Genomic DNA, 14,550 nt, shown 5'->3' on the forward strand with positions numbered 1-14,550 from the left:
AACCTGTGTGGGAGCGAGCCCGCTCGCGAAAGCGGTGGATCAGCTTGCATTGATGTTGAATTTTGCCACCGTCATCGCGAGCAGGCTCGCTCCCACAGGGGGAGGCGCTTTTTTTGGGAAAGGACAGGCAGAAAAAAAGGAGGCCACCTGGGCCTCCCTTTTCAATCACGAACCACCGTTACAGGCTGGCAATCCGCGCGTGCTGCTCGGCCAGCTTGCCCACGGCCTGTTCGGCCTCGGCCAGTTTGGCCCGCTCCTTCTCGATGACTTCGGCCGGTGCCTTGTCGACGAAACCGGCATTCGACAGCTTGCCGCCGACGCGCTGGACTTCGCCCTTCAGACGCAGGATTTCCTTGTCCAGGCGCGCCAGTTCGGCGGCCTTGTCGATCAGGCCGGCCATTGGCACCAGCACTTCCATCTCGCCAACCAGGGCGGTGGCTGACAGCGGTGCTTCTTCGCCCGTAGCCAGTACCGTCACCGATTCCAGTTTCGCCAGCTTCTTGAGCAGCGCTTCGTTCTCGTTGAGACGGCGTAGGTCTTCGGCGTTGGCGTTTTTCAGGAACAGGGTCAGCGGTTTGCCTGGGCCGATGTTCATTTCGGCGCGGATGTTGCGCAGGCCGAGCATGAAGGTCTTCAGCCACTCGATGTCGTCTTCGGCTGCCGGATCGATGCGGCTTTCGTTGGCCACCGGCCACGGTTGCAGCATGATCGTCTTGCCCTGGGCACCGGCCAGCGGTGCGACGCGCTGCCAGATTTCCTCGGTGATGAACGGCATGAACGGATGCGCCAGGCGCAGGGCCACTTCCAATACGCGAACCAGGGTGCGACGGGTGCCGCGCTGGCGCTCGACCGGTGCGTTTTCGTCCCACAGTACCGGCTTGGACAGTTCCAGGTACCAGTCGCAATACTGGTTCCAGATGAACTCGTACAGCGCTTGTGCGGCCAGGTCGAAACGAAACTGGTCGAGCTGGCGGGTCACTTCGGCTTCGGTGCGTTGCAGTTGCGAAATGATCCAGCGGTCAGCCAGGCTCAGCTCGTAGGTTTCGCCGTTCTGGCCGCAGTCTTCGCCCTTGTCCAGCACGTAACGCGCGGCGTTCCAGATCTTGTTGCAGAAGTTGCGATAGCCTTCGACGCGGCCCATGTCGAACTTGATGTCGCGACCGGTGGATGCCAGCGAGCAGAAGGTAAACCGCAGAGCGTCGGTGCCGTAGCTGGCGATGCCCTCGGCGAATTCTTCGCGGGTGGCCTTCTCGATCTTCTTCGCCAGTTTCGGCTGCATCAGGCCCGAGGTGCGTTTCTGCACCAGGGTTTCCAGGTCAATGCCGTCGATGATGTCCAGTGGGTCCAGGACGTTGCCCTTGGACTTGGACATCTTCTGGCCCTGGCCGTCGCGCACCAGGCCATGGACGTAGACAGTCTTGAACGGCACTTGCGGCGTGCCGTCCTCGTTCTTCACCAAGTGCATGGTCAGCATGATCATCCGGGCGACCCAGAAGAAAATGATGTCGAAGCCGGTGACGAGCACGTCGGTGGAGTGGAATTTCTTCAGGAACTCGGTCTGTTGCGGCCAGCCCAGGGTCGAGAACGTCCACAGGCCCGAACTGAACCAGGTGTCGAGAACGTCGTTGTCCTGCGCCAGCGCTACGTCCGGGCCAAGGTTGTGCTTGGCGCGGACTTCGGCTTCATCGCGACCGACGTAGACCTTGCCCGACTCGTCGTACCAGGCCGGGATGCGGTGGCCCCACCACAGCTGGCGGCTGATGCACCAATCCTGGATGTCGCGCATCCACGAGAAGTACATGTTTTCGTATTGCTTGGGCACGAACTGGATGCGGCCGTCTTCCACGGCGGCAATCGCCGGCTCGGCCAGCGGCTTGGTCGACACGTACCACTGATCGGTCAGCCACGGCTCGATGATGGTGCCAGAGCGATCGCCTTTCGGGACTTTCAGGGCATGGTCGTCGACGCTGACCAGCAGGCCGGCGGCCTCGAACGCAGCAACGATCTGCTTGCGCGCTTCGAAGCGATCCAGGCCGGCGTATTCGGCCGGGATCTGGCCGTCGACGCTTTCGTTCAGGGTGCCGTCGAGGTTGAATGCCTGGGCGGCCGGCAAGACATTGGCGTTCTTGTCGAAGATGTTCAGCAGCGGCAGGTTGTGGCGCTTGCCGACTTCATAGTCGTTGAAATCGTGGGCCGGGGTGATTTTCACGCAGCCGGTGCCGAATTCGGGGTCGCAGTAATCGTCGCCAATGATCGGGATGCGACGGCCAACCAGCGGCAGCTCGACGAACTGGCCGATCAGCGCCTGGTAGCGCTCGTCGTTCGGGTTCACCGCTACGGCGGAGTCGCCCAGCATGGTTTCCGGACGCGTGGTGGCGACGATCAGGTAATCCTTGCCTTCGGCGGTCTTGGCGCCGTCGGCCAGCGGGTACTTGAGGTTCCACAGGAAACCTTTCTCGTCGTGGTTCTCCACTTCGAGGTCGGAAATCGCCGTGTGCAACTTGGTGTCCCAGTTGACCAGGCGCTTGCCGCGATAGATCAGCCCGTCTTCATGCAGGCGCACGAAGGCTTCCTTGACCGCTTCGGACAGGCCGTCGTCCATGGTGAAGCGCTCGCGGCTCCAGTCAACGGACGAGCCGAGGCGACGGATCTGACGGCTGATGTTGCCGCCGGATTCGTCTTTCCATTCCCAGACTTTCTCGAGGAATTTCTCGCGACCCAGGTCATGGCGATTCTGGCCCTGGGCTTCGAGGCGACGTTCCACCAGCATTTGCGTGGCGATACCGGCGTGGTCGGTGCCCGGCTGCCACAAGGTGTTGCGGCCTTGCATGCGACGGAAACGGATCAGGGCGTCCATGATCGCGTTGTTGAAACCGTGGCCCATGTGCAGGCTGCCGGTGACGTTCGGCGGCGGGATCATGATGGTGTAGGAATCGCCCGCGCCTTGCGGAGCGAAATAATTCTCGGACTCCCAGGTGTTGTACCAGGAAGTTTCAATGGCGTGCGGCTGGTAGGTCTTATCCATGCGCGGCGGGACCCTATTGGCATTTATTCAGGAAAAGCCGGGAAGTATAGCGGGGCGAAGGACGCAGGGCGAGCCAGTACACAGCGAGTGGGTATAAACAGGCGCAACGAACCCCCGTGGCGAGGGAGCTTGCTCCCGCTGGGCTGCGGAGCGGCCCCCTAAGTGACAGTCTTATGAAGTGGGTGTGGAATGCCGACGATTGCGGCTGCTTCGCAGCCGAGCGGGAGCAAGCTCCCTCGCCACAAAAAGCCCATGCAACCGAGTCACAGCGCTATTCGTACTGGCTCAACAACCGCTCCATACGCGCATCCAGCCGGCGTTTGATCTCGGTTTCGATGTGCGGGGCGAAATCGTCGATCACGTCTTGCAGGATCAGTTGGGCGGCGGCGCGCAATTCCTGGTCCAGATGCAACAGGGCGTCGGGGCCTTTTGGTTCGGCATTGGGGGCTGGCTTGGGTTCGGGCTGGCCGTTGATCGGTTCGAACAGCAGCGGAATCTGCTCGTCATGCACGGCTTCGTGTTCCACCGTGTCGGTCAACAGCGGTGGCTGCAGGGTGTCGTCACCGAGCAGTTGGCGGATCGACTCGAGGTCATCCAGCAGGTGAGCAGGTTTTTGCGGCGGTTTTGGAGTGTCCATCGTAGGCTCAGAGTCGCTGTAAACGGTGGTCTTGCAGAGCATAGCCCTGTTCGCGGTAGAAACGGAAACTCTCCCGCGCGGCTTGGCGGATGGCCGGGTCTTCAACCACGACTTCCGCCACGCGGGCGAAACGCTGGGCAAACGCCGGCACTTTCAGGTCGAGATTGACCAGCAGGTCCTGATGCTGACCGCAGTCTTCCCCCAGCCCCAGCACGATCAGCCCTTCGGGTTCGCTTTCGGCCGGACCGTGGGGCACGAAACTCTCGCCCTTGAACGCCCACAGGCGCGCGTCCAGGTCTTCGCGCTGAGCGGCATCGCTGCAATGCAGATAGATGCGATGGCCCATGCGCCAGGCTTTCTCGGTGAGCTTGCAGGCGAAATCCAGTCGCGCCGAGGGATCGGCGCTGGGCAGGATGTAGAAGTCGACTTTGGTCATTGCGTTCCTTGAATCGCCGAGGCGTCACCCGAGGGCGACGCACCGGAGAACATCGGTGTCAGGCCTTGGCGCGGTCCAGCAGGTACTGGGTCAGCAGGGGTACCGGACGGCCGGTGGCGCCCTTGTCCTTGCCGCCGCTGGTCCAGGCCGTGCCGGCGATGTCCAGGTGGGCCCAGTTCAGGTTCTTGGTGAAGCGCGACAGGAAGCACGCGGCGGTGATGGTCCCGGCTTTAGGGCCACCGATGTTGGCGATGTCGGCGAACGGGCTGTCCAGCTGTTCCTGGTACTCATCGAACAGCGGCAACTGCCAGGCGCGATCGTCGGCCTGCTGGCCGGCGCTGAGCAGTTGGCCGATCAGCTCGTCATTGTTGCCCAGCAGGCCCGAGGTATGGGCGCCCAGGGCGACGACGCAGGCGCCGGTCAGCGTGGCGATGTCGATCACCGCTTGCGGCTTGAAGCGTTCGGAATAGGTGAGGGCGTCGCACAGCACCAGACGACCTTCGGCGTCGGTGTTGAGGATTTCCACGGTCTGGCCGCTCATGGTGGTGACGATGTCGCCCGGGCGCGAAGCCGTGCCGCTGGGCATGTTCTCGGCGCAGGCGAGGATGCAGACCAGGTTGATCGGCAATTGCAGCTCGAGCACGGCGCGCAGGGTGCCGAACACGCTGGCGGCGCCGCCCATGTCGTATTTCATTTCATCCATGCCGGCGCCGGGCTTGAGGCTGATGCCGCCGGTGTCGAAAGTGATGCCCTTGCCCACCAGGGCGTACGGCTTCTCGGATTTCTTGCCGCCGTTGTATTGCATCACGATCAGGCGTGGCGGCTGGGCGCTGCCCTGGCCGACGGCATAGAACGAACCCATGCCCAGGTCCTTGATTTTCTTCTCGTCGAAGACCTCGACCTTCAGACCCTTGAATTCCTTGCCCAGTGCCTTGGCCTGTTCACCCATGAAGGTCGGGTGGCAGATGTTCGGCGGCAGGTTGCCCAGGTCGCGGGTGAAGGCCATGCCGTTGGCGATCGCGGTGGCGTGGGTCACGGCGCGCTGGACTTCGGCCTGGGCAGCCTTGATGGTCAGCAGGGTGATTTTTTTCAGTGCACGGGGTTCGGCTTTCTGGCTCTTGAACTGGTCGAACTGGTATTCGCCATCCACCAGGGTCTCGGCCAGCAGGCGATTCTTGCCGTAGCTGTCGCGGCCTTTTACAACCAGTTCGTCCAAGGCCAGCACCGCGTCGCCACCGCCCAGGTTCTTCAAGGTGCCCAAGACGCCGGCAATGATCTTGCGAAACGGACGGTCGCCCAGTTCAGCGTCCTTGCCGACGCCCACCAGCAGCACGCGTTCGGCCTTGAGGTTGGGGAGGCTGTGCAGCAGCAGGCTCTGGCCGACCTTGCCGGCCAGGTCGCCGCGCTTGAGCACGGCGCTGATGGCGCCGCCGCTCAAGGCGTCGAGCTGGGTGGCGACGACGCCGAGCTGGCGGTTCTCACCAACGGCAACCACCAGCGTGGCGGTCTTCAACGTTTCTGGGCTGACGCTTTTTACAACCAGTTCCATGTCCGGATCCTTGAGTCAATGGTCAAGAGGCCAGGCGCCGCGACGACAGTGGCGCGCTGAACAGCTGTCTTCTATATAAAAGAAGCGCCGGAGCTTGCCGGCGACAAAGGCCGCAGTTTGAACCCCGGCGCCCGAAGCTGACAACCCTCGCAACGGTTAACTTTTTTGGCTGGGGAGCGTCTGCTTAAAGCATGCGCAGTGACAGGCGCCTCCAATCACAGGATAATGCGGCTCTTTTTTCGGCTGCTCGCAGTATGCGTCGGCTCGATACGTTTCTTGTTTGGCCGCCTAGCCTGACAATCGTGGAGTGTCTGGTTTGATCGTCTTCCGTTATCTATCCCGCGAAGTCCTGCTGACCCTGAGCGCGGTCAGTGCCGTGCTGCTGGTCATCATCATGAGCGGGCGCTTCATCAAGTATCTTGCCCAGGCGGCTTCGGGCGCCCTCGATCCGGGCTCGCTGTTCCTGATCATGGGGTTCCGCCTGCCGGGCTTCCTGCAACTGATCCTGCCGCTGGGATTGTTCCTCGGGATCCTGCTGGCCTACGGTCGCCTCTACCTGGACAGTGAAATGACCGTGCTGTCGGCCACCGGCATGAGTCAGCAGCGTCTGTTTCGCATCACTCTGTTCCCGGCCACATTGGTGGCGCTGGTGGTGGCCTGGCTGAGCCTGAGCCTGTCGCCCCAGGGCGCCAACCAGTTCCAGCTGCTGATCAACCAGCAGGACGCCATGACCGAATTCGACACCCTGGTACCGGGGCGCTTCCAGGCCCTGCGCGACGGGACGCGTGTCACCTACACCGAACAACTGTCGGACGACCGGGTCAACCTCGGCGGCGTCTTCATCACCCAGAAAAACGTCTCTTCGGACACCAAGAAGGACCGCGGCATTTCCGTGCTGGTGGCTGAGAAAGGGCGCCAGGAAATCAACCCCGACGGCAACCGCTACCTGATCCTGGAGAACGGCTATCGCTACGATGGCACCCCGGGACAGGCCGATTACCGGGCGATCAAGTACGACACCTACGGTGTGCTGCTGCCCAAGCCCGATGTCAGCGATGAAGTCACCGACCGTGATGCCATGCCTACCGCCAGCCTGCTGGGCAGTGACGACATCCGCGCCCGCACCGAATTGCAATGGCGCCTGTCGCTGCCGTTGCTGGTGTTCATCGTGACCCTCATGGCGGTCCCGCTGTCGCGGGTCAATCCGCGCCAGGGTCGTTTCCTCAAGCTGCTGCCGGCGATTCTTTTGTATATGGCCTACCTGACCATCCTGATTTCCGCCCGCAGTGCCCTGGAGAAAGGCAAGATCCCGCCGGCCCTGGGCCTGTGGTGGGTGCATTCGATCTTCCTGGTCATTGGCCTGGGCTTGCTCTATTGGGAACCGTTGCGCTTGAAGCTGGCCAGTCGTCGCAGCGCGCTGGAGGTGGCCCGTGGTTAAACTCGACCGCTATATCGGCAGCAGCGTGTTCATGGCGATCCTCGCGGTGCTGGGGATCATTCTTGGCCTGGCGACCCTGTTCGCGTTCATCGACGAGATGGGCGATGTCAGCGATACCTATACATTGCTGGACGTGGCGAGCTACGTGTTGCTGACGGCACCAAGGCGCCTGTACGACATGTTGCCGATGGCTGCGCTGATCGGTTGCCTGATCGGCCTGGGGAGCCTGGCGAGCAACAGCGAACTGACCATCATGCGCGCCGCCGGCGTGTCCATCGGCCGCATCGTGTGGGCGGTGATGAAACCGATGCTGGTCCTGATGCTGGTCGGGCTGCTCGTCGGCGAGTACGTCGCGCCGGCCACCGAGAACACCGCCCAGGCCAATCGCTCCCTGGCCCAGGGCGGCGGCGATGTCCAAAGCGCCAAGCATGGCTTGTGGCACCGCCAGGGTGACGAGTTCATCCACATCAACTCGGTCCAGCCTAACGGCACGCTGTACGGCGTGACCCGGTATCGCTTCGACGAAGAGCGGCACTTGTTGTCGTCGAGCTTCGCCAAACGCGCCAATTTCGCCGAGGATCACTGGCAACTGACCGACGTTACTACCACCTTGTTCCATGACAAGCGCACCGAGGTGGTCGCCGCTCCGCAGGAACGTTGGGACGTGCAGATCAGCCCGCAGTTGCTCAGCACCGTCGTGATGGCGCCGGAGTCGCTTTCGATCACCGGTTTGTGGGGTTACATCCACTATCTGGCGGACCAGGGCCTGAACAATGGCCGCTACTGGCTGGCATTTTGGGTCAAGGTGTTGCAGCCGCTGGTCACTGCCGCCCTGGTGTTGATGGCGATTTCCTTCATCTTTGGTCCGCTGCGCTCGGTGACCCTCGGCCAGCGGGTCTTCACCGGCGTGCTGGTGGGCTTCACCTTCCGTATCGCCCAGGACCTGCTGGGGCCATCGAGCCTGGTGTTCGGTTTCTCGCCGCTGCTCGCGGTGCTGGTGCCGGCCACGGTCTGCGCGCTGGCCGGGCTCTGGCTGCTGCGCCGGGCGGGTTGATCCATTTTATTGTGGCAGGGGAGCTTCTGTGGCGAGGGAGCTTGCTCCCGCTGGACTGCGCAGCAGTCCCCTGCAGCCTGCCTGACACATCGCCGTGGCGCATAATCGAGGGGCCGCTTCGCAGCCCAGCGGGAGCAAGCTCCCTCGCCACACGTGACGCTTGCACGATGGATCAGGTACAATTCCCGGCTATTTTTCGGCGGGCCATGCCTGCAGCCTTTTTGAGTGTTGATCCGTGAGTGATTTGAGTCATATCCGCAATTTCTCCATCATCGCCCACATTGACCATGGCAAGTCGACGCTGGCTGATCGCTTCATCCAGATGTGCGGCGGTCTGGCCGAGCGTGAAATGGAAGCCCAGGTCCTGGACTCCATGGACCTCGAGCGTGAGCGCGGGATCACCATCAAGGCCCACAGCGTTACCCTCTATTACAAGGCTCGCGACGGCATCACCTACCAGCTCAACTTCATCGACACCCCCGGCCACGTCGACTTCACCTATGAAGTCAGCCGGTCGCTGGCGGCCTGCGAAGGCGCGCTGCTGGTTGTCGATGCCGGCCAGGGCGTCGAGGCCCAGTCGGTCGCCAACTGCTACACGGCCATCGAGCAAGGCCTGGAAGTCATGCCGGTGCTGAACAAGATCGACCTGCCCCAGGCCGATCCGGACCGCGTGAAAGAAGAAATCGAGAAAATCATCGGCATCGACGCCACCGACGCGGTCACTTGCAGCGCCAAGACCGGCCTGGGCGTGGATGAAGTGCTCGAGCGCCTGGTCACTACCATTCCGGCGCCGACCGGCAATATCGAAGATCCGCTGCAGGCGTTGATCATCGACTCGTGGTTCGACAACTACCTGGGCGTGGTCTCCCTGGTTCGCGTGCGCCATGGCCGCGTGAAGAAGGGCGACAAGATCCTGGTCAAGTCCACTGGCAAGATCCACCTGGTGGACAGTGTTGGTGTGTTCAATCCGAAACACACCGCCACCGTCGACCTGAAGGCTGGCGAAGTCGGCTTCATCATTGCCGGTATCAAGGACATCCACGGTGCGCCGGTCGGCGACACCCTGACCTTGAGCTCGACCCCCGACGTTGACGTGCTGCCGGGTTTCAAGCGCATCCAGCCGCAGGTCTATGCCGGCCTGTTCCCGGTCAGCTCCGACGACTTCGAGGATTTCCGCGAAGCCCTGCAGAAGCTGACCCTGAACGACTCGTCCCTGCAGTACACCCCGGAAAGCTCCGACGCCCTGGGCTTTGGCTTCCGCTGCGGGTTCCTCGGCATGCTGCACATGGAAATCATCCAGGAGCGCCTGGAGCGCGAATACGACCTGGACCTGATCACCACGGCGCCGACGGTAATCTTCGAGTTGCTGCTCAAGAGCGGCGAGACCATCTACGTCGACAACCCGTCCAAGCTGCCGGACCTGTCGGCCATCGAGGACATGCGCGAGCCAATCGTGCGGGCGAATATCCTTGTGCCTCAGGAACACCTGGGCAACGTCATTACCCTGTGCATCGAGAAGCGCGGCGTGCAACACGACATGCTGTTCCTCGGCACGCAGGTCCAGGTGACCTACGACTTGCCGATGAACGAAGTGGTGCTGGACTTCTTCGACCGCCTGAAATCCACCAGCCGCGGCTATGCTTCGCTGGACTATCATTTCGATCGTTACCAATCGGCTAATCTGGTGAAGCTGGATGTGCTGATCAACGGCGAAAAAGTCGATGCCCTGGCATTGATCGTGCACCGTGACAACGCGCACTACAAAGGTCGTGCGTTGACCGAGAAGATGAAGGAGCTGATTCCGCGGCAGATGTTCGACGTGGCAATCCAGGCCGCCATTGGCGGGCAGATTGTGGCGCGCACAACCGTCAAGGCACTCAGAAAGAACGTATTGGCCAAATGCTACGGCGGCGACGTCAGCCGTAAGCGCAAGCTGTTGGAAAAGCAGAAGGCCGGTAAAAAACGCATGAAGCAGGTCGGTAACGTGGAAATTCCACAGGAAGCCTTCCTTGCGGTGCTCAGGTTGGATAGTTAGGTCCTATGTCGCTAAATTTCCCGCTGTTGCTGGTGATCGCCGTGTTCGTCTGCGGCCTGTTGGCGTTGCTTGATCTGTTGTTCCTGGCGCCTCGGCGTCGGGCCGCCATTGCCTCATATCAGGGCAGCGTCAGCCAGCCTGATGGCGTGGTCATCGAAAAGCTCAACAAGGAACCGCTGCTGGTCGAATACGGCAAGTCGTTCTTCCCGGTGCTGTTCATCGTCCTGGTGCTGCGCTCGTTCCTGGTGGAGCCGTTCCAGATCCCGTCCGGCTCGATGAAGCCGACCCTGGACGTGGGCGACTTCATCTTGGTGAACAAGTTTTCCTACGGGATCCGGCTGCCGGTGATCGACAAGAAAGTCATCGAGATCGGCGACCCGCAACGGGGTGATGTGATGGTGTTCCGCTTCCCGAGCGACCCGAACGTCAACTACATCAAGCGTGTGGTCGGCCTGCCGGGCGACAGGATTCGCTACACCGCCGACAAGCGTCTGTTCGTCAACGGCGAACTGGTGGCCGAGCAGTTGATCGGCTCCGAGCCGGGCACGCTGGGCAGTGCCGAGCTCTACAAGGAAAAACTCGGCGAGGCGGAACACCTGATCCGCAAGGAAATGAGCCGCTACCGCGCCACGCCGGACCATTCGTGGACCGTGCCGGCCGGGCACTATTTCATGATGGGCGACAACCGCGACAACTCCAACGACAGCCGCTACTGGGATGATCCGAACATTCCCAGGGACATGCTGGGCATGGTCCCCGACCGCAACATCGTCGGCAAGGCCTTTGCGGTCTGGATGAGCTGGCCGGAACCCAAACTCAGTCACCTGCCGAATTTCTCGCGGGTTGGCCTGATCAAGTAATCACACACGGCGCTGTTGAACACAGCGCCGAATGCATTTCTGGAGCCTGCACAAGGCTGCCCGAAGGCATGAAGCCAACGATAGTCAGGACGTCATTTTTGAACACAGCGTTAATTGTCCCAAGCCAACGGCGCTCAGTCGCTGTGGCGGTGGAATCCAGCCACGAACTCAGCGTGGGTAAACCGTGAGCGTTTCTCTAAGCCGTCTCGAGCGTCAGCTCGGCTACACTTTCAAGGATCAGGAGCTGATGCTCCTGGCCCTGACTCACCGCAGTTTTGCCGGGCGCAACAACGAACGCCTGGAATTTCTCGGCGATGCCATCCTCAACTTCGTGGCCGGCGAGGCGTTGTTCGAACGCTTCCCCCTGGCGCGGGAAGGCCAGTTGTCGCGTTTGCGTGCACGGTTGGTAAAAGGTGAGACCCTGGCGGTACTGGCCCGTGGTTTTGACCTGGGCGATTACCTGCGCCTGGGCTCCGGCGAGTTGAAAAGTGGCGGTTTTCGTCGCGAATCGATCCTGGCCGATGCCCTGGAAGCGCTGATTGGCGCGATCTATCTGGATTCCGGCATGGAAATGGCCCGCGAGCGCGTGCTGGCCTGGCTGACTTCCGAGATCGACAGCCTGACGCTGGTGGACACCAACAAGGATCCCAAGACGCGCTTGCAGGAATTCCTGCAGTCGCGCAGCTGCGAACTGCCGCGCTACGAAGTGGTGGATATCCAGGGTGAGCCGCATTGCCGAACCTTCTTCGTCGAATGCGAAGTGGTCCTATTGAATGAAAAAAGCCGAGGCCAGGGCGTCAGCCGTCGTATTGCCGAACAGGTAGCGGCCGCTGCAGCACTGATCGCCCTGGGCGTGGAGAATGGCAATGACTGATACAACCGTCACCCGCTGCGGCTATGTCGCCATCGTTGGCCGGCCGAACGTGGGCAAGTCGACATTGCTCAACCACATTCTCGGCCAGAAGCTGGCGATCACGTCGCGCAAGCCGCAAACCACTCGCCACAACATGCTCGGCATCAAGACCGAAGGCGCCGTACAGGCGATCTACGTCGACACGCCCGGCATGCACAAGGGCGGCGAGAAGGCCCTGAACCGCTACATGAACAAGACGGCCTCGGCGGCGTTGAAGGACGTCGACGTGGTGATCTTCGTGGTCGACCGCACCAAGTGGACCGAAGAAGACCAGATGGTCCTCGAGCGTGTCCAGTACGTGACCGGTCCCTTGATCGTTGCGCTGAACAAGACCGACCGCATCGAAGACAAGGCCGAGCTGATGCCGCACCTGAGCTGGTTGCAGGAGCAGTTGCCGAATGCCCAGATCATCCCGATTTCAGCCCAGCACGGTCACAACCTCGACGCGCTGGAGCGGGTAATCGCCGAGCACCTGCCGGAAAACGATCACTTCTTCCCCGAAGACCAGATCACCGACCGCAGCAGCCGTTTTCTCGCCGCCGAACTGGTGCGCGAGAAAATCATGCGCCAGATGGGTGCCGAGCTGCCGTACCAGATCACGGTGGAAATCGAAGAGTTCAAGCAGCAGGGCAAGACCCTGCACATCCATGCCTTGATCCTCGTCGAGCGTGACGGCCAGAAAAAAATCATCATTGGCGACAAGGGCGAGCGCATCAAGCGCATCGGCACCGAGGCGCGCAAGGACATGGAGCTGCTGTTCGACTCCAAGATCATGCTCAACCTGTGGGTCAAGGTGAAGGGCGGCTGGTCCGATGACGAGCGGGCGCTGCGCTCGCTGGGTTACGGCGACCTGTAACCTGATTGGCTGGGGGCGGGCTCTTGTGGCGAGGGAGCTTGCTCCCGCTGGGTTGCGAAGCAGCCCCGGAACCTGCGACTTCGTTCCGCCAGACATACCCCGCTGCCTGATTTTACGACTGCTTCGCAGCCGAGCGGGAGCAAGCTCCCTCGCCACAGGACTTGTTCATCCATTGATGTCTTGCTGATACTCAGGCCCCCGATGCCGCCCAACCAACCCCTCGCTCAATCCGCCTACGTCCTGCATTCCCGCGCCTATCGCGAAAGCAGCGCCCTGGTGGACTTCCTCACGCCTCAAGGGCGGCTGCGGGCGGTGTTGCGGGGGGCTCGGGGCAAGGCCGGGACCCTGGCGCGGCCGTTCGTGCCGCTGGAAGTCGAGTTTCGCGGCCGGGGTGAGTTGAAGAATGTCGGGCGCATGGAAAGCAATGGCGTCGCTTCCTGGCTCAATGGCGAAGCGCTGTTCAGTGGCCTGTACCTCAACGAATTGCTGATCCGCCTGCTGCCCGCCGAAGATCCCCATCCCGCCGTGTTCGACCATTACACCGCCACGTTGCTGGCCCTGGCCGAGGGTCGACCCTTGGAGCCATTGCTGCGCTCTTTCGAATGGCGCCTGCTGGATGACCTGGGCTACGGTTTTGCCCTGGACGCCGACCTGCACGGCGATCCTATTGCGGCCGACGGTCTGTATCGCCTGCAAGTGGATGCAGGCCTGGAGCGGGTCTACCTGCTGCAACCGGGACTGTTCAACGGCGTCGAGTTGCTGGCCATGGCGCAAGCCGACTGGACAGCGCCTGGCGCGCTGGCGGCGGCCAAGCGGCTGATGCGCCAGGCCCTGGCGGTTCATCTGGGCGGCCGGCCGCTGGTCAGTCGCGAGTTGTTTCGCAAGCCCTGATCTCCCCGTATGCTGTGGGCCGAATCTCTGTCCATTCAGGAGCGCTTTTCGTGAGCACCAGCAATCGCATTCTTCTCGGCGTGAACATCGACCATGTCGCCACTCTGCGCCAGGCCCGTGGTACGCGTTACCCGGACCCGGTCAAGGCCGCGCTGGACGCCGAAGAGGCGGGCGCCGACGGCATCACCGTGCACTTGCGCGAAGACCGTCGACACATCCAGGAACGCGACGTTCTGCTGCTCAAGGATGTGCTGCAGACTCGCATGAATTTTGAAATGGGCGTGACCGAGGAAATGATGGCGTTCGCCGAACGCATCCGTCCGGCGCACATCTGCCTGGTTCCGGAGACGCGCCAGGAATTGACCACCGAAGGCGGCCTGGATGTAGCGGGGCAGGAGTCGCGGATCAGCCTGGCGGTGGAGCGCCTGTCGAAGATCGGCGCCGAGGTCTCGCTGTTCATCGATGCCGATGAACGGCAGATCGAAGCCTCCAAGCGTGTCGGTGCGCCGGCCATCGAGCTGCACACCGGCCGTTACGCCGACGCCGAGACACCTACGGACGTGGCCGATGAGCTGCAGCGGGTCGCCGACGGCGTCAGCTTCGGCCTGGCCCAGGGGCTGATCATCAATGCCGGCCACGGTCTGCATTACCACAACGTTGAAGCCGTCGCGGCCATCAAGGGCATCAACGAGCTGAACATCGGCCACGCGCTGGTGGCCCATGCGTTGTTTGTCGGGTTCAAGTCGGCTGTGTCGGAGATGAAAGCGTTGATCCTGGCGGCTGCCAAATCCTGAGCCCATTCCATAAAGCTTACTTAAGGCGTGCCTGATCCGTTGTGGCGAGGGAGCTTGCTCCC

The 14,550-nt window shown here is 61.9% G+C and carries 12 protein-coding genes; 8 read left to right on the forward strand and 4 right to left on the reverse strand.

Going from position 1 to position 14,550, the window contains the following annotated elements:
- Nucleotides 1-178 precede the first annotated feature (178 nt).
- The 4 genes from M1E16_RS04995 to M1E16_RS05010 all read right to left on the reverse strand — a co-directional run bounded on the left by M1E16_RS04995 (nucleotide 179) and on the right by M1E16_RS05010 (nucleotide 5,647).
- Nucleotides 179-3,025: a valine--tRNA ligase gene (locus tag M1E16_RS04995; RefSeq protein ID WP_458129333.1), complete on the reverse strand. Its 2,847-nt coding sequence runs from the start codon at nucleotides 3,023-3,025 to the stop codon at nucleotides 179-181.
- Between the two features lie 271 nt (nucleotides 3,026-3,296).
- Nucleotides 3,297-3,662 carry a DNA polymerase III subunit chi gene (locus M1E16_RS05000; RefSeq protein ID WP_434625881.1) on the reverse strand — a complete coding sequence of 122 codons (366 nt, stop codon included), beginning with the start codon at nucleotides 3,660-3,662 and terminating at the stop codon, nucleotides 3,297-3,299.
- Between the two features lie 7 nt (nucleotides 3,663-3,669).
- Nucleotides 3,670-4,098: a DNA polymerase III subunit chi gene (locus M1E16_RS05005; protein WP_305496566.1), complete on the reverse strand. Its 429-nt coding sequence runs from the start codon at nucleotides 4,096-4,098 to the stop codon at nucleotides 3,670-3,672.
- Between the two features lie 58 nt (nucleotides 4,099-4,156).
- A complete protein-coding gene (locus M1E16_RS05010) occupies nucleotides 4,157-5,647 on the reverse strand; it encodes a leucyl aminopeptidase (RefSeq protein WP_305496564.1) in 1,491 nt (496 codons plus the stop codon).
- A gap of 316 nt (nucleotides 5,648-5,963) precedes the next feature.
- On the opposite strand from M1E16_RS05010, the gene lptF reads away from it, so the two are divergent.
- The 8 genes from lptF (at nucleotide 5,964) to pdxJ (ending at nucleotide 14,488) form a co-directional block, all read left to right on the forward strand.
- Complete coding sequence (gene lptF, locus M1E16_RS05015) at nucleotides 5,964-7,085, forward strand: LPS export ABC transporter permease LptF (RefSeq protein ID WP_434625879.1); 1,122 nt, start codon at nucleotides 5,964-5,966, stop codon at nucleotides 7,083-7,085.
- Nucleotides 7,078-8,139 (forward strand): LPS export ABC transporter permease LptG, encoded by a 1,062-nt coding sequence (gene lptG, locus M1E16_RS05020; protein ID WP_458129334.1) that lies wholly within the window; start codon nucleotides 7,078-7,080, stop codon nucleotides 8,137-8,139. Before lptF ends, lptG begins: the two co-directional genes overlap by 8 nt.
- 235 nt (nucleotides 8,140-8,374) lie before the next feature.
- Nucleotides 8,375-10,174: a translation elongation factor 4 gene (gene lepA, locus M1E16_RS05025; protein ID WP_458129335.1), complete on the forward strand. Its 1,800-nt coding sequence runs from the start codon at nucleotides 8,375-8,377 to the stop codon at nucleotides 10,172-10,174.
- A gap of 5 nt (nucleotides 10,175-10,179) precedes the next feature.
- Nucleotides 10,180-11,034 (forward strand): signal peptidase I, encoded by an 855-nt coding sequence (gene lepB / locus M1E16_RS05030; protein WP_305496556.1) that lies wholly within the window; start codon nucleotides 10,180-10,182, stop codon nucleotides 11,032-11,034.
- A 184-nt stretch (nucleotides 11,035-11,218) separates the two neighbouring features.
- Nucleotides 11,219-11,908, forward strand: coding sequence for a ribonuclease III (gene rnc / locus M1E16_RS05035; RefSeq protein WP_030139612.1), 690 nt, complete (start codon nucleotides 11,219-11,221; stop codon nucleotides 11,906-11,908).
- A complete protein-coding gene (gene era, locus M1E16_RS05040; RefSeq protein WP_072345611.1) occupies nucleotides 11,901-12,803 on the forward strand; it encodes a GTPase Era in 903 nt (300 codons plus the stop codon). Before rnc ends, era begins: the two co-directional genes overlap by 8 nt.
- Nucleotides 12,804-13,004: 201 nt before the next feature.
- Complete coding sequence (gene recO, locus M1E16_RS05045; RefSeq protein WP_458129336.1) at nucleotides 13,005-13,694, forward strand: DNA repair protein RecO; 690 nt, start codon at nucleotides 13,005-13,007, stop codon at nucleotides 13,692-13,694.
- Nucleotides 13,695-13,744: 50 nt separating this feature from the next.
- A complete protein-coding gene (gene pdxJ / locus M1E16_RS05050) occupies nucleotides 13,745-14,488 on the forward strand; it encodes a pyridoxine 5'-phosphate synthase (protein ID WP_458129337.1) in 744 nt (247 codons plus the stop codon).
- Nucleotides 14,489-14,550: the final 62 nt, after the last annotated feature.

The organism is Pseudomonas sp. Z2-11 (genome assembly GCF_054161305.1).